This window comes from Halobellus litoreus, from assembly GCF_024464595.1.
Lineage (GTDB): Archaea > Halobacteriota > Halobacteria > Halobacteriales > Haloferacaceae > Haloquadratum > Haloquadratum litoreum.
This window is the reverse complement of sequence record NZ_JANHAW010000001.1, coordinates 1,137,335-1,153,377: the sequence shown is the minus strand read 5'-3', so window position 1 is coordinate 1,153,377 and position 16,043 is coordinate 1,137,335. Positions and strand designations below refer to the sequence as shown.

The following is a 16,043-nucleotide window of genomic DNA, read 5'->3' as shown; positions in this document are numbered from 1 at the left end:
CTGTAGGACCCCCAAGCTTTGGAACCTTGCGGTTGTACTCGCAGCCCTCGGCCGTCGAGAAAAGTGTGTCACGGTCTTCGAGGAGGGTCTCGGCTCCGCATCCGTCACCGGTGGCTACCCCGCCTCTCGGGACTGTCCCGAATCCAGGTCACTCCTCCCGTGCCCGCCCTGCCAGCCGCCAGGCCGCCAGCGCGAGGCCGGTGACACCCGCCGCGACGCCGAACCCGGGCGCGCCGATGCCGACGCCCGCCGACGGGCGGGACTCCGTCGTCGCCGACGCCGCCCCCGCTCCGGTCGTCAGGGGCGGGTCCGCGGACCGCGTCTCGACCCCGGCGACCGGCGTCGGCGACCGATCCGGCAGCACTCCGGGCGGATCGGCCTGCTCGCCGGCGTGATCGGGAAACGTGTACAGCCGAGCGGGGGCGTCGCCGACGCCCATACTGCTCGCGACGAAGAACCCCTTCCGGTCGCCGGCCCGGGCCAGCCGCGCGGTCCAGAACTTCGCCTCGTTCGGATCGCGCCACCACGAGACCCGCTCCGGTGACCCGGGATCGGAGACGTCGTGGCGCGTGACGCCGCCCTGGTACCACGACGCGTAGAGGACGCCGCCCGCGACCTCGAAGTTGTGCGCGGTGGTCCACACGCCGCCGTACGTCGGGTCCGGCGACGGCGGTGCCGGAATCGTCGCCTTCGGTTCGGGCGAGGCGGGATCGGAGACGTCCCAGAGGTCGATGCCCGACGGCCCGCCGTCGGAGGCGTCCGGCGAGACGGTTCCGTCCGGGGACGTCGTTTCCGCGGATGCGTCCCCGTCCGCCTCCGTCTCCGGACTATCGCCTTTCTCCCCCGCCGTCTGCGGGTCCTCTGCTCCGTCCGTTCGGATCCCCCACGACTCGCGGCCGACGGCCAGGAGCGTCCCGGACTCGTCGGTCGCGACGTAGTGGTGGTTTCCCGGCGGCAGGGTCGCCTCGCGGCGGGCCGCCGAGCGCGACAGGTCCGCGAACGCCGCGGGGTCGCCGCCGCCGAGGCTGCCCACGGCGGTCGGAGATTCGGGGTCGGAGACGTCGAGGATCCAGGTGCCGGCGTCCCACATCGCGACGAACGCGGTCGTGTGGCGAACGAACACGTCGTGGACGCTCCGCAGCGTGCTCGGAACCTCGCCCCAGGACGGAGCGGCGTCTTCGAGCGCCCAGCGGCCGAGTTCCGCGCCCGTCTCGACGTCCAGGAGGATCAGCGGATTTCGATCGCCGTCGTTGCCGGTGAGGTAGGCGACGCCGTCGCGGACGAAGCAGTTGTGAATCGGAAACGGCGTCTCGTGGAACGCCCGTCGTTCGGGATTCTCCGGGTCGTTCACGTCGACGACGAGCGCCCCCGCGAGCGCGCCGGGCAGCGGGTTCGCCGGGCCGACGACGACGAGCGTCCCCGGGTCGGTCGCGTCGAGTTTCACGTCGAAGACGCCGCGGAGCGGCCCGCTGTCGCGCTCTGCGAGCGGTTCGCGCACGTCCGCGAGAAGTCGGGGGCGGTCCGGGACGGAGACGTCGACGGCGGCGTACCCGCTGGTCGTCGCGAGGAACGCCACGTCGCCGTCGGGACCGACCACCGCCTCCTTCGCGCCCTCGACGTCGATCGAACCGTACGGTTCGTACGGTCCGGGATGAGCCCTCGCCGTCGACGCGCCCCGATACCCGCGGCGCTCGGCCAGCGCGTCCGTTCCGCCCAGTGCGACGCCCGCTCCGAACAGCGCGCCGCCGGCGCGTAGAACGTCGCGTCGACGCGTCACAGCCGCGTTCTGTCCCCGGTCCCGTCGGTCATCGCGCTGGCGAGTGCCCCCTTCACGACCACGTCGTCGCCGAGCGTCGTCAACTGAATCTCGGGCACGTTCGACATCACCATCTCGTCCATCCGCTCGCGGATCGGATCCAGGGTCCGCTCGGGGTTGTTGAGCGCGACCGCGCCGCCGACGTAGATGATGAGCGGCGCATACGCGTGGACGATGTTCGCGACGCCCATCGCGTTCCAGTGGGCGAGCTGCTCGACGACGTGCGTGGCGAACTCGTCCTCGCCGTCGTGGGCGAACACGTCGACCGCGGAGAACTCCGGGGCCTCGATCGGCAGCGTCGTCTCGACGTCGTCCTCCTCGTAGAGGAACTGCGCGTATCGCGGGATGTTGTTGCCCGAACAGTACGCCTCCCAGTGGCCGTCGTGGCCGCAGCCGCAGGTGAGCAGTCCCTGCGGGTCGACGGTCATGTGTCCGACCTCGCCCGCGTTCCCGTCCCATCCCGAGAGGACGTTGCCGTCGACGCAGACGCCCGCGCCGATGCCCGAGGAGATGGTGAGATAGACCATATCGTCGGGATTCCGGTCCGAGTAGAACCGCTCGCCGATGACGCCGGCGTTCGTGTCGTTGTGGAGGTACACGCGGTCGGTGTCGAACAGGACCGACAGCGGACCGGTGAGCGGGATGCGGTCGATGGTGTCCGGGAGGTTCGCGGGGTTCTCGACCGTTCCTTCCGCGAGGTCCAGCGGGCCGATCGCGCCGATCCCCGCGGCGTTCACCTGTTCGGGCTCCACACCGCCCTCGGCACACGCTTCCCGCGCGACCCGGAGGACGGCCTCGGTGACCGTAATTCCGGTTGGCCCCCGCGGAGTCCCGCGGTCGCTGCGTCCGATGACCGTGCCGTCGTCGTCGGCGACGACCGCACGGACGTTCGTCGCCCCGAGGTCGACGCCCACGTAGTAGGCCATTGTGTCGATACGGGTGATCCCCGCACTTAACTCAGCGGGTTCGGATCGATCGCGAAGGTCCGTCCGCCGGCCGCGAGGCTCCGTCGCAGAACCGCCCCCGCAGTGGTTCGATTACCGCGTCACGATCGCCCCGTCCCGACGTCCGACGTCGCTGCCGACCCGTCCCCCGAGCGCCGTCCGCGGGAGACCGCCCTCACTTGGTTCCGCTCCGAACGAACGTGACCGGACACGGGGCCTCGAGCATCACCGTCTGGGCGGTACTCCCGAAGACCGCCTTCCCGGTCGGCGAGCGCTGACGGCCGCCGACGATGACGCGGTCGGCGTCGGACGTCTCGGCCAGTTCCACGATCGAGTCGGCGTGGTCGCCAACCGCACCGCGGACCTCGTAGTCGACGCCGGCCTCGTCGAGTCGGTCAACGATCTCACGGACGGTCGCGTGGCGGCCGGCGACGTCGTCGGCGGATACTTCGTCGACCTCGCGGTCGAACTCCAGTTTGTCCAGCACCTCGTCGTACTCCTCGGACGTGAACACGTGCCCGACGACGACTGTTGCGCCCGTCGGGACGGCGACGTCCAGCGTTTCCTCGGTCAGGCGACCGATCCGGTCTTTATCTCTCGGTCCAACAGCCAGGAGAATCGTCTCGATTGCCATCTGTCACGATCGACTACTCGCTTCCGGGATTTAAAATCACGTCCCCGTTGCAACGGGTCGCCCGGTCGGTGGTGCCGATCAGTAGTCCGGCGCGTCGTCTTCGACGTCGCGTTTCATCGAGTCGCGACGCGACTTCGCGTCCCGTCCGGTCGCCTCCAGGAGGAAGTCGTTCTTCGCGTCGACCGCGTCGCCGGCGGCTTCGAGATCGTCGGGTGACAGTTCCGTCGGATCGCGCTCCTCGAACTCGACGCCGAGTCGGTCCTTCTTGCCGCTGTAACTCACCGCTCCCGCGACGACCCGCTTGAACACCGGGTTCGACGGCTCCTCGACCACGTAGAGGTCGCTTCCCTTGTACTCCATCGTCCCCGAAATCGGGCCGAAGTAGTCCTCGACGGTCGACTCCATATCCGGAATGCGGTCCTCCAGCGTTTCCCCACGACGCATCTTGTACTCCTTCATAGAGCGTGATTCGATAGGTGGTGGTTTACTTGTTTCGTCACCGATCGATCGGCGTCGGCACCGTGGACCCGGGATTCACCGTTCGCGCTCGGCGATGTACCCCTGTTTGCACTCCGGACAGATGTCGCCGGCGCGCATCGAGGACGCGCCCGCCGTTCGAGCGTGACCGCAGTTCGGGCAGTAGAACTCGATGTGGTCGTCCGGAACGTCGGATTCGAGCGACGTCGACTCGCCCGCGCGGATGAACCCCTTGTCCTGGGCCGCTTCGGACGCGTCCGCTCCCCCGCGCTGCTGCCGGTCGGCCGGACGGTCCCGCTCGACGGCGACGCCCTGCACCGAACGGTCGCCGCTCTCGTCGAGGTCCGCGCGGCCGTTCACCTCCGGCGTGAGACCGTTCCCGCCGAGGTCGACGTCGGGGTCTCCGTCGGCCGTCGCGTCGTAGCCCTCGTCCTCGCCGTCGTGCTCGGGCCACTGGCTCGCAGACGGGGCGTCGTCCCGCTCGGGCCACTCGCCGTGGCCGCGTTCCGGCGGCGCGTCGTCGACCGCCGCGTCGCCGTCGATGATCTCGGCGTCGTTCGTCACTTCCGCCTCGTCCTCGGGCGTCGGCGCGTCGTCGCTCCCCGGTGCATCGTCGGCCGCCGACATCTCGTCGTCGGCCGGGCCGGGGTGCCGCGTCGCCCCGGTCGGATCGGCGTCCGTCTCCTCGGGCCACTGCGCCTCGTCTCGCTCGGTCTCCTCGTCGTCGAGAATGACGGCGTCGTCGGCGTCGGGACCGGCCTCGACGTCGTCCCAGTCGTCGCTCCCGGTCTCCCACCCGTCGGATTCGGCGTCCTCGATCGGTTCGGCCGACGCTCCCGCGGGCTCGCTTTCCGGACCCGTACCCGACGAGTCGGCTACCTGCCCGTCTGCTTCCGCTCCCCCGGCGGCGTCGCCGGATGCCCCCGCAGCGGGAGCGCTGCCGTCCGACCGGTCGTCCGCGCTCGCCGACGCGGTCGCGCCCTCGGGGCTTGCGTCCGCCGCCGGTCGGTCTGTGCTCGCGTCGGCCGCTCCACCGGATTCGGCGGGCGTCGTCCCCGGTCCGTCCGCCGTTTCCGACTGTGTCGGTGGCGCGGGCGTATCGTCGGCTGTCGACGGGGCGTCGCCGTCGGCCGGTTCGGCGTCGTCGAGACCGACTTCGGCGGGCGAGCGAATCGCCGTCACCTCTTTGTTCTGACTGACGACCTGCTCGGCGCCACACCGCTCACACACCTGCACCTCGCGGATGGTGACGACGACCTCGTCCCCCTGTTCCTCCCGGTTGCGTTCGACCTCGGAGTCCCCGTAGGCGTGCCCGAGAAGACGGCACTTGAGTCCCATTACCCGCTGTTCCGGCAGTCAGCGCCAAAAGTGTACCTCCTGCGTCAGACGGACGGCAGACGACCCCGGTCCCGAGCCGCCGCGGCCGTCGCTCCTCGTCGGGCTTCCCGCCCCGACCGGCGGTAAGCGTATACCCCATCGGCATCAACGTCTCCGTATGAGAGCGCGGCGCGAGTTCCGAGACCGGCGTGACGTCGAAGTGGCGGTGCTCGACGCACTCGTCGATCGTGCGGGCGACGGAATGACAGTCTTCGAGGTGCGCGCCGCCGTCGACGCCGACATCGACGACATCGAGGACGCGCTGGCGGCGCTGAAGCGGGACGGCCTCATCTCGGTCGAGAACGGCGATGACGACCGGGTCGTCATCCTCGTCGCCGACAAGGTCGTCCCCGACCCGCAGGAGGCACAGAACGAGGAGCAGAGCGTCGTCGACGCGATTCGGGATCGGCTGGGGCTCTGAGCCGTCGCGCCCGTAGCGAACAGTCGGCACCCGCTCGAACGGACCGCCGCCCACGGCGGCCGAACCGCCCCATCGCGTCCGTTCGGTTTCCCCGCGCCGACGTGCCGAGCAACCGCTGCCCGACGCGGGGTGGATTCTACGTCACGACGCGTCTGGTCCCGCCTTCGTATATAAACGTACGTCGAGTGCTGCCGATCCCACCGCGAGGAGCGCGGCGACCGGCGGGACGCTGCGGTTTTCCGCGTGGGGCGCGCAGGGACTGACAATGACGGTCGTCACGGAACTACACGAGGATCACGGTGCGACGTTCGAGGAGCGCGGCGGTCGTCGGGTCGTCATCGACTACGGCCGTCCGGAGCGGACGACGCTCGCGGTCCGCAACGGCGCCGGCGTGATCGAGATGGGCTACGGCGTCGTCGTCGTCGAGGGCGACGACCGGATCGAGTTCGTCGACGACACGGTGTCGAATCGAGTCCCCAGATCCGACGGCGAGGGCGTCTACGCGCTGCTTTTGGACCCCCAGGGCCGCATCGAGACGGACCTGTACGTCTACAACGCCGGCGAGCGGTTGCTGTGCTTCACTCCGCCGGCGCACGCGGAACCGCTGGCCGCCGAGTGGGCCGAGAAGGTCTTCATTCAAGACGTCGAGGTCCGCGAGGCGTCGACCGACTTCGCGATTTTCGGCGTTCACGGCTCGAAATCGACCGAAAAGGTCGCGAGCGTACTCAACGGGGCCGGCGCGCCCGAACCCGAACTCACCTTCGTCCGGGGATCGATGGGTGGCGAGGGCGTCACCGTCATCGCGGGCGACGGCCTCGCGGGCGAGGAGGGGTACGAAATCGTCTGCGGCGTCGACGCCGCCGAGCGCGTCTTCGAGACGCTCCTGACGTTCGGGATGAACGCCGTTCCGTTCGGCTATCGGACCTGGGAGATCCTCACGACTGAGGCCGGAACGCCGCTTTTCGACACCGAACTCGACGGCCGGATCCCGAACGTGGTCGGCGTCCGCAACGCGCTCGATTTCGAGAAGGGCTGTTACGTCGGCCAGGAGGTCGTCTCGAAGGTCGAGAACCGCGGGCGGCCGAGTCAGCGGCTGGTCGGGCTCCGACTCGACGGACACGACGGCGACGAGGGGTGGACGCTGCCGGACGCCGGCGCGTCGCTCGTCGCTCGACGGGGCGGAGGCGACACCGACGAGACCGTCGGCGAGGTCACCCGGGCCGTCGAGAGTCCGCGCCTGGGTCGATCGATCGCGCTCGGCTTCGTCGATGCCGGAGTTGCGGCGGAAATCAACGACGAAAGCGGGCCGTCGCTGGTGGTCCGAACTGCCGACGGCACGGTCGAGGCGACCGTCGCTCCGCTGCCGTTCGTCGAGGGGAGCGCCGTTTCGGCGCGTCTCCCGTCGTATCCGGGCGAGTAGCGCGGGGTGCCGGCTCCCCGAGTAGCCACCGCATCCCAACAATCAATAGCCCCGGGTTCACCGACCGTACTATGCACGAGCGCGATCGTCTCTCGACCGGCATCGCCGGCCTCGACGAGATTCTCGACGGCGGGCTCATCCGGGAGCGGGCGTATATGGTGACCGGCGGGGCCGGAACGGGAAAGACGATCGCGGGACTTCACTTTCTCTCCGAGGCCATCGAAGCGGGCGAAGACGCTCTCTTCGTCGCCTTCGAGGAGGACCCCGCGGACCTCGCTGACGACGCGGCGGGGGTCGGCTTCGACACGTCGGACATCACGTTTCTCGACCTCTCGCCCGACGCGGCCCGGTTCGTCGACGACCAGTCCTACGACGTGTTCGAACCGGACGTCGTCGAGGGCTCCGGCGTCGCCGCGCGGATCGTCGAGGCGGTCGAAGCGACCGCTCCCGACCGCGTCTTCGTCGACCCGCTGACCCACCTCCAGTACCTCGCCCCCGACGAGTACCAGTACCGCCAGGAGGTCGCCGGGTTCGTCCAGTACCTCACCGACGCGGGGGCGACCGTCTTGTTCAGTTCCCAGGCCGCCGTCGAGGGCGAGCGGGCCACGCTGGAGTACCTCTGCGACGGGAGCATCAGGCTCGATCACGCGCCGAAGGGGCGGACGATCGAGGTGACGAAGTTCCGCGGCTCGGACTTCCGCTCGGGGGCGCACACGGTGCGGATCTCCGATTCGGGAATGTCGGTGTTCACGAAACTTTCGCCCGATTCGCACGGCCGAATCCGGGAGTCGCGGACGCTCTCTTCGGGCGTCGACGAACTCGACAAACTGCTCCACGGCGGCATCGAGAGCAGCACGGTGACCGTGGTGAGCGGCCCCAGCGGCGTCGGGAAGTCGACGACGGCGACGCAGTTCGCGAGCGAGGCGGCTGCGAGAGGCGACCGCGCGGTCTTTTACCTGTTCGAGGAGACGCGCGACACCTTCGTCCGCCGCTCGAAGGGGGTTGGCGTCCCGATCGAGGAACTGGAAGCCGACGGGACGCTCGCCGTCGAAGAGGTCGAACCGCTCTCGATCTCTCCGGACGAGTTCGCCCAGCGGGTCCGGACCGAAGTCGAGCAACGCGACGCCGAGTTCGTCGTGATCGACGGCATCTCCGGCTACCGGCTCTCGATCCGCGGCGACGAGTCGGAACTGATCCGGGAACTGCACGCGCTCGGACGGTACCTCAAGCGGATGGGCGTGAGCGCGATCTTCGTCGACGACCTCGACTCGGTCACGGGCGACTTCGAGCCGACGAGTTCGAACATCAGCTACCTCGCGGACAACCTCCTGTTTCTCAGATATCTGGAGGCGTACGGCGAACTCCGCAAGGCGGCCGGCGTGCTGAAAAAGCGGACCGGCGATTTCGAGCGGACGCTGCGTGAGTTCGAGATCCGGGACAACGGCGTCCACGTCGGGGAACCGCTGACCGGGCTCCGCGGGGTTCTCACGGGAACGCCGGAGTGGGGGAGCGATCGCCCGTTCGGGCCGGACGACGGCGATTCCGACTCGCCCTCCGATCGCACCGATAGTCACAAATGACCGACGGGACGCAGTCGATCCGCGGGACGAACGTCCTCGTCCTCGTTTCGAACCGCGGGAACCGGCGCGTTCTCGTCGACTGGGTGCAGAGCGCGTCGGCGTACAGTCTCGTCACGCCCTCCGACGCCTCCGAGTCGGACCGACTGCCGGCGTTCGACGTCTGCCTCGCCGACCGGACCGGTCTGCGCCAGTTCGCCGACGAGATCCGTCGAGCGCAGGCGGCGGCGTCGACGTTTCTCCCCTGTCTGCTGGTCGTCGAGCGCGACCGAAGCTTCGAGGGGATCGAGGCGTCGGCTCGCGGGCTGATCGACGACGTGGTGAGCGCGCCGCTGGACCCCGCGCGACTCCAGTTCCGGATCGACACGCTCGCCCGCCGTCGCCGGCTCTCACAGGACCTCTGGGAGGCCGAGGAGCGGTACCGTCGCCTGTTCGAGTTGGCCCCGAACGCGAAGGTGCTGGTCGCCGACGGCGAGATCCGCGCGGCCAACCGCGCCGCCGAACAGCTCCTCGACCGCGACTCGGCGGCGCTATCGGGCCTCTCCCTCGAGACGTTCGTCGCCGAGTCGGACCGCGCGTCGTTCTCGGAGCTCCTCGACGATGCCCCGGCCGACATCGACTCCACCGGGCCGACGTTCCGAACGGTCTCGCTCGAGGTCGGCGATCGGACCGCGCTCTGCGAAACCGCCGCCGTCCACACCGGTGAGGGCGACGAACTGCTGGTCCTCCTGCAGGACGTGACGGAGCGGGTCGAGCGCGAACGCCGTCTCGAACTCTACCGCCGGGCGATGGACGAGGCGAGCATCGGGATCACGATCACCGACCCGAGCCTCTCGGACAACCCGATGATTTACGTCAACGAGAAGTTCGTCGAGATCACCGGCTACGACCGCGAGGCGGCGATCGGTCGCAACTGCCGGTTCCTCCAGGGCGAGCGAACGGACCGACAGACCGTCGCGCGGATCCGGCGTGCGATCGACCGCGACCTGCCTGTCAGCGTGATCGTCGTCAACTACCGGAAGAGCGGCGAACTGTTCTACAACGCGCTCGACGTGATGCCGGTCAGCGACGCGTCGGGAACGGTGACCAACTACCTCGGATTCCAGCGGGACGTCACCGAGTGGGTCAGAAACCGACGCCGACTCTCGGTGCTCGATCGGGTGCTTCGACACAACGTCCGCAACCGGATGAACGTCGTCACCGGGTACGCCGAGGAGCTGGCCGACCACGAGGATCCCGCGGTCCGCGGCGCGGCCGAGCGAATTCTCGACGCGGGCGAGGACCTCCTCGGCCAGAGCGAGACCGCGAGGCAGTTCCGCGACGTCGTGAGCGACGAGGTGGCGACGGTCGAGACGCGGGACCTCGTCGTCGACACGCGCGAAGCCATCGAGGAGGTCCGCTCCGGCTATCCGAACGCACCCGTGCACACGTCACTCCCCGACGAGGCCCCAATCCGGGGCGATCAGGGCGTTCCCCTGGCCGTCGCCGAAATCGTCGAAAACGCGGCCGAACACGGCGATCCGCCGATCGTCGTTCGGGTCGATCCCGGACCGGACGAGACGCTCCTCTCGGTCACGGATCAGGGAGACGGGATCCCCAAACACGAACACACCGTCTTCGCGGATACCGAGGAGAGCCCGACGGAACACGCCGGCGGGGTCGGTCTCTGGCTCGTCCGCTGGACGGTCGAACGGGTCGGGGGACGGATTGACTACGCCGAAGACGACGGGACGACGATCGAACTGCGCTTCTCGACCCCAGACGGGAATCGCGACATCGACCGCGACGGGTTCAGGGTGTAACGCTACCGGCCGACCAGTTTCGTCAGGTGCTCCCGCGAGAAGAACGAGGTCGGACGGTCCATATGGACGCCGATCTCGCCCGAGAGCGTCCGGAGGCCGAGCCGCTGAATCGGTTCCGGAAGCGAGTACGCGCGGCGGAGCCAGTGTCCCAGCGCGATTTCCCGGGAGAGCTCCGACCGCCACGCCGACTCGTACTCCCTGAGCGTCCCCGGATCGTCGGGGTCGACGGTCCGCGCGGCGCAGTCGGCGGCCGTCATCCCGTAGAGGATGCCTCCGCCGGTGAACGGCTTCGTCTGCGCGGCGGCGTCGCCGAGCAGGAACGCGCGCCGGCCGTGCACCCGCTCGGGCGGGCCGATCGGGATCGCGCCGGAACAGAAGTGTTCCGTCTCGACCGCGTAGGCGTCGGTGAGTCGCTCGAACAGGTCGTTGACCGAGCGTCCCGGCGGGGCCGCGAGGCCGTACTCGACGCCCGCGTCGCCGCGCGGGATGCGCCAGGCGAAAAACCGCGGCGCGGTGAGGTGGACGTCGACGAAGTCGCCGTCGTCGGGGTCGGGATCGAACGCGAGGACGCCGTGGAGGATCTCCGCGGGTTCGGGGAGCCCGCACTGTCGGCGCACGCGCGATGTCGGGCCGTCGCAGCCGGCGACCATCTTCGCCCGGACGGTCTCGGTCCCCCCGGCGTTCGAGACGGTGAGTTCGACGCCGTCGTGGCGCTCGTCGACGTCGACGACGGTGTGCTCCTCGCGGACGTCCGCACCCGCTTCACGAGCGCAGTCGGCGAGCGTGCGATCGAGTTCGACCCGGTCGATCACGTTCGAGATCTCCTCGCGCTTGTAGAACGGGTAGGCCGCCGAGTCGGGGCCGCCGACGTGGAACCGCGCGCCGTAGACCCGGTTCTGGAGGAGGTCGGCCTTCGCGTCGTCGGGGACGTAGTCCCAGATGTCGGTGCTGACGTGCCCCGAGCACGCGAGCGGCGTCCCGACGGTTCCCTGCTCGAAGGCGACGACGTCGTAGCCGGACTCGGCCGCGCGCCGGGCGAAGCGCGCGCCGGCGGGGCCGACGCCCACGACCGCGAAATCGTACATCACTCACCCATACCGGATCCGACGGCAAATACCTTCTCGGTCGGCGCGGGGCCGACGGCTCGCGTCATCGGTCCTCGACGACCGCAAGCCCGCTCGCCGTCGTCCCCCGAAACGTCTCGGGCCACTCCACGTCGACGCGGCCGAAACTGTCGCCGCCGTCGTCGGTTCGGAACAGCCCCCGGTCCGTGAGCGCGAACAGTTCGCCGTCGACGGTGCCGGGCGCCAGGACCGGCCGGAGGAGCCCCTCGCCGGTCGGCACCCCGGCCCCGTCGAGGCGTTCCCAGTCGGCGTCGGTCGCGCCGGACTCCTCGGCAGCGCCGGCCGCGTCGCCGACGGCGTCGTCGCGGTGCTCCAGTCGGCGGTAGAGATACGACGCGGCCGCCCCGGACGTGTGCGCCCGCCGTGCGCCCGACGCCGCGGAGAGGAGCACGCACCCCGGGTCGCCCGGATCGATCGCGACGCTCCAGCAGTAGCGGTGTTTCAGCCCCGCCTGGGGGAACGACCACGACTTGCCGCCGTCGCGGCTCTCGGCGTAGCCGTCGCCCGCGGCCGCCCGAACGACGTCGGGCGCGTCGGGGTGGACCGCCATCGTGTGGGTGTCGCGGCGGGTCGACGGCGCGCGCTCCTCCCAGGTCTCCCCGCCGTCGTGGGTCTGGACCAGCGCGCCGGCCTCGACGGCGACGTAGAGGTGGTTCGGGTCCCCGGGATCGACCTCGATCCACCTGACGTGGTGCGTGTCGGGACGCGGCGGGAACGACCACGTCGGCGCGGAGGGCAAGTCGGTGAGTTCGGCCAGTTCCGCCCACGTGTCGCCGCCGTCGGCGGAGCGGTAGGCGCGGCTCGGTTCGGTTCCGGCGTAGACGACGTCGGGGTCGTGCGGCGAGACGGTCACGCTCGTCACCGACGGTTCGAGGACGCCCTCGCCGACGCGCTCCCAGGTCCGTCCGCCGTCGACCGAGCGGTGCAGTCCCGCGTCGAACGTCCCGCAGAAGACGCGTTCGGGGGCGTCGCTCGACGCGTCGAGACACTCGACGTCGTCGCGCTCGAACGCGTACCCGGCGGTCGGTCCGACGGCGGCGGGATCGTCGCTCGACGCCTCGCGACCGTCGCCGTCGGCAGCGACGTTGCGGACGACGAGGACGCCCGCGCCCGAGGCGGCGTAACAGGTAGTCATAGATTCTCGTACGTGACGCAGTCACTTGGCCTCCCCGTCGGGCTGGAGTTGCGGAAGCCGGAATCGAGCGATCGCTACCGCAACGAGTTGGAACGTGTATTTATATGCCAAGACGGGACCAGACGCGCCGTGACCTGAAGCCAGCCCCGCGTCGGGTCGCGATTGCTCGGCACGTCGGCGCGGGAAGAGAACGGCGACGCACGGACGGGCCGTCGCCGACGCGGGTGCCGACTGTTCGCCACCGCTGCGATTCGCGCGGCCGACAGCGACGCGTCGGTATCTCGCGTTCGCATCCGATCTCCGACCGACCGTCTCGATTTCACCTCAGTCGTCGTCAGCCGGTTTCGCGGGTTTGCGCCGGTCCGCGCGCGGCCCTTCTTGATCGATCGCGGGCAGCAGGTCGCGGAGGTACCGCCCCGTGTGTGAGTCCTCCGCGCGAGCGACGTCCTCGGGCGTGCCGCTTGCGACGACCTCGCCGCCGCCCTCGCCGCCCTCGGGGCCGAGGTCGACGATGTTGTCCGCGTTCTTCACGAGGTCGAGTTCGTGCTCGACGACGACGACGGTGTTGCCGTTGTCGGTGAGCCGCTGGAGCACTTCGATCAGCTTCCGCTCGTCCTCCTTGTGCAGGCCGGTCGTCGGCTCGTCCAGCAGGTAGAGCGTGTCGCCGGTCTGTTTCTTCCCCAACTCCTCGGCGAGTTTGACGCGCTGGGCTTCTCCCCCTGAAAGGGTCGTCGACGGCTGCCCGAGCGTCATGTAGCCGAGGCCGACGTCCTCGAGCAACTGCAGTCGGCGGCGGAGTTGGGAGTTGGCCTCGAAGAACTCCAGGGCTTCGGAGACCTCCATGTCGAGGACGTCCGCGATCGTCTTGCCCTTGTACTCCACGTCGAGCGTCTCGTCGTTGTAGCGCGCGCCGTCGCACTCCTCGCAGGGGACGTAGACGTCCGAGAGGAAGTTCATCTCAATCTTCACGGTGCCCTGCCCGCCGCAGGCCTCACACCGGCCGCCCTTGACGTTGAACGAGAACCGGCCCTTCTCGTAGCCGCGCTGCTTCGAGAGCTTCGTCTCCGCGAAGAGCTTTCGGATGTGATCGAAGACGCCCGTGTACGTCGCGGGATTGGACCTCGGCGTCCGCCCGATCGGCGACTGGTCGATCAGCCGCACGGTCTCGATCTCGTCGATCCCCTCGATGGCGTCGTGGTCGCCGGGATCGACGGAGGTGTTGTCGTTCATCTCCCGAGCCAGGCCCTTGTAGAGGATCTCGTGCATCAGCGTCGACTTGCCCGACCCGGAGACGCCCGTGATGGCGGTGAACTGCCCGATCGGGATCGAGATGTCGACGTCATCGAGGTTGTGCTGGCGCGCGCCGCGGATCGTCAGTTCGGCCTCCGAGTCGCGGCGCTCATCGGGAACCGGGATCTCCTTTCGCCCCGAGAGGTACTCGCCCGTGACCGACCCCTCGGCGTCGCAGACGTCGTCGAAGTCGCCCTGCACGACGATCTCGCCGCCGCGCTTGCCCGGACCGGGGCCCATATCGATGACGTTGTCCGCGCGTCGCATCGTCTCCTCGTCGTGTTCGACGACGAGCAGCGTGTTACCGAGGTCGCGCAGGCCTTCGAGCGTGTCGAGCAGGCGGTCGTTGTCGCGCTGGTGCAGGCCGATCGAGGGCTCGTCCAGCACGTAGAGGACGCCCACGAGACCGGAACCGACCTGCGTGGCGAGTCGGATCCGCTGGCTCTCCCCGCCCGACAGAGTCGACGCTTCGCGGTCGAGCGTGAGATATTCCAGACCGACCTCCTCCATGAAGCCGAGGCGCGCGCGGATCTCCTTGAGGATCTCCTCGGCGATGGTTCGTTCGCGCTCGGTGAGTTCCGCTTCCAGCCCCTCGAAGTGAGCCAGCGCGTCGCCGATGCTCATCCGGTTGACCTCGGTGATGGCGGTGCCGGCGACGCGGACGTGTCGGGACTGCTCCTTCAGCCGCGTCCCCTCGCAGGCGGGGCAGGTGGTGACCGCCATATAGTCCTCGATGTGCTCTCTGGTCGAGTCGGAGTCGGTCTCGACGTGCCGGCGTTCGAGGTTCGGGATGACGCCCTCGAAACGCTTGGTCTTCCGGCGCGTCCCGTTTCGAGTCTGGCGCTCGAAGACGACCTCCCGGTCGGTGCCGTAGAGGAACTGTCGCTGCACGTCCTCGTCGAGGTCCTCGAACGGCGTGTCGACGCTCACGCCGAAGTGCTCGGCCACCGAGTCGAGTCGCGTCCGATAGTACGAGCGGTTGTACGACCACGCCTCGAAGACGTGCTTGATCGGTTTCGAGCGATCGCGGACGACGAGGTCCTCGTCGACCTCCTTGGTCTGTCCGAGGCCCTCACACTCGGGGCAGGCCCCGTGCGGGCTGTTGAACGAGAACGAGCGCGTCTCGATCTCGGAGAACTGGAAGTCCGAGTTCGGATTGCCCAGTTCCTCGGAGAACTCGACGACGAGGCGGTCGTCGCCCTCGCCGGCGAGGGCGCCGGTCGACCGCGTGTTCGAGGCGAACGGGACGTCCTCGGGCGGGTCGGGGACGATGACCTTCAGGACGCCGTCGGCCTCCTCCAGCGCGGTCTCCACCGAGTCGGCGATCCGCGACCGACTCGCCGGGTCGATCTTCACGCGGTCGACGATCACGTCGATCGTGTGGTCGTAGTTCTTGTCCAGGTCCGGTTCGTCGAGCGTCAGGTCGTACTCCTCGCCGTCGACTTCCACCCTCGCGTACCCCTCGCTCACGAGGTCCTCGAAGCGGTCCTCGAACGCCCCCTTCTGATCGCGAGCGACGGGCGCGGCGATCTTCGCGCGGGTCCCCGCGGGGAGCTCCAGCAGTTGACTCACCATCTCCTGGGCGGACTGCTCGCCCACCTCCTCGCCCGTGACGGGATCGTACTGCGTCCCCACGCGGGCGTACAGCAGGCGGAGGTAGTCGTGCAGTTCCGTCACCGTGCCGACGGTGGACCGCGGGTTGTTGGCGGCGTTCTTCTGGTCGATGGAGATCGCCGGCGAGAGCCCTTCGACGGACTCGACCTGCGGTTTGTCCATCTGCCCGAGGAAGTTACGGGCGTACGCCGACAGCGACTCGATGTACCGACGCTGGCCCTCGGCGTAGACCGTCTCGAAGGCGAGCGACGACTTTCCGGACCCGGAGAGGCCGGTGACGACGGTGAACGTCTCGCGCGGAATCCGGACGTCGAGGTCCTTCAGATTGTGCTCTTCGGCACCGCGAACCTCGATGAAGTCCTTGCTCATCTACGCTCGGGTATGGAGAGCGGAGAGGAAAGTTCGTCGGTTC

Annotated in this window: 12 protein-coding genes; 4 read left to right on the top strand and 8 right to left on the bottom strand. The window is 69.2% G+C overall.

All coding sequences use genetic code 11. The features are described from left to right. Window positions 1-148: 148 nt before the first annotated feature. The 5 genes from NO360_RS05860 to NO360_RS05840 form a co-directional block, all read right to left on the bottom strand. Complete coding sequence (locus tag NO360_RS05860) at window positions 149-1,777, bottom strand: LVIVD repeat-containing protein (RefSeq protein WP_390281938.1); 1,629 nt, start codon at window positions 1,775-1,777, stop codon at window positions 149-151. Continuing rightward, complete coding sequence (locus tag NO360_RS05855) at window positions 1,774-2,742, bottom strand: ROK family protein (RefSeq protein WP_256306613.1); 969 nt, start codon at window positions 2,740-2,742, stop codon at window positions 1,774-1,776. Before NO360_RS05855 ends, NO360_RS05860 begins: the two co-directional genes overlap by 4 nt. A 193-nt stretch (window positions 2,743-2,935) precedes the next feature. Continuing rightward, window positions 2,936-3,394, bottom strand: a complete 459-nt coding sequence (locus tag NO360_RS05850) for a universal stress protein (RefSeq protein ID WP_256306612.1) — start codon at window positions 3,392-3,394, stop codon at window positions 2,936-2,938. Window positions 3,395-3,472: 78 nt separating this feature from the next. Then, on the bottom strand, window positions 3,473-3,853 hold the full coding sequence (locus tag NO360_RS05845; protein ID WP_256306611.1) for a DUF5611 family protein: 381 nt from the start codon (window positions 3,851-3,853) through the stop codon (window positions 3,473-3,475). Window positions 3,854-3,928: 75 nt separating this feature from the next. Continuing rightward, window positions 3,929-5,209, bottom strand: a complete 1,281-nt coding sequence (locus NO360_RS05840; RefSeq protein WP_256306610.1) for a DUF7093 family protein — start codon at window positions 5,207-5,209, stop codon at window positions 3,929-3,931. A gap of 157 nt (window positions 5,210-5,366) precedes the next feature. Here NO360_RS05840 and NO360_RS05835 point away from each other — a divergent pair, with 157 nt between their 5' ends. From NO360_RS05835 to NO360_RS05820, 4 genes are all read left to right on the top strand, one after another. Further along, window positions 5,367-5,669 carry a DUF6432 family protein gene (locus NO360_RS05835; protein ID WP_256306609.1) on the top strand — a complete coding sequence of 101 codons (303 nt, stop codon included), beginning with the start codon at window positions 5,367-5,369 and terminating at the stop codon, window positions 5,667-5,669. A 265-nt stretch (window positions 5,670-5,934) separates the two neighbouring features. Continuing rightward, complete coding sequence (ygfZ, locus tag NO360_RS05830) at window positions 5,935-7,089, top strand: CAF17-like 4Fe-4S cluster assembly/insertion protein YgfZ (protein ID WP_256306608.1); 1,155 nt, start codon at window positions 5,935-5,937, stop codon at window positions 7,087-7,089. A gap of 71 nt (window positions 7,090-7,160) precedes the next feature. Continuing rightward, window positions 7,161-8,669: an ATPase domain-containing protein gene (locus tag NO360_RS05825; protein ID WP_256306607.1), complete on the top strand. Its 1,509-nt coding sequence runs from the start codon at window positions 7,161-7,163 to the stop codon at window positions 8,667-8,669. Further along, on the top strand, window positions 8,666-10,468 hold the full coding sequence (locus NO360_RS05820) for a PAS domain S-box protein (protein ID WP_256306606.1): 1,803 nt from the start codon (window positions 8,666-8,668) through the stop codon (window positions 10,466-10,468). The genes NO360_RS05825 and NO360_RS05820 overlap by 4 nt, the downstream gene beginning before the upstream one ends. A gap of 2 nt (window positions 10,469-10,470) precedes the next feature. On the opposite strand, the gene NO360_RS05815 is transcribed toward NO360_RS05820, so the two are convergent. The 3 genes from NO360_RS05815 to uvrA form a co-directional block, all read right to left on the bottom strand. Continuing rightward, on the bottom strand, window positions 10,471-11,553 hold the full coding sequence (locus NO360_RS05815; RefSeq protein ID WP_256306605.1) for a geranylgeranyl reductase family protein: 1,083 nt from the start codon (window positions 11,551-11,553) through the stop codon (window positions 10,471-10,473). Between the two features lie 64 nt (window positions 11,554-11,617). Beyond that, window positions 11,618-12,727 (bottom strand): WD40/YVTN/BNR-like repeat-containing protein, encoded by a 1,110-nt coding sequence (locus tag NO360_RS05810; protein WP_256306604.1) that lies wholly within the window; start codon window positions 12,725-12,727, stop codon window positions 11,618-11,620. Window positions 12,728-13,051: 324 nt separating this feature from the next. Beyond that, entirely contained in the window at window positions 13,052-16,000 is a 2,949-nt protein-coding gene (gene uvrA / locus NO360_RS05805) for an excinuclease ABC subunit UvrA (protein WP_256306603.1), read from the bottom strand. Between the last annotated feature and the right edge of the window lie 43 nt (window positions 16,001-16,043).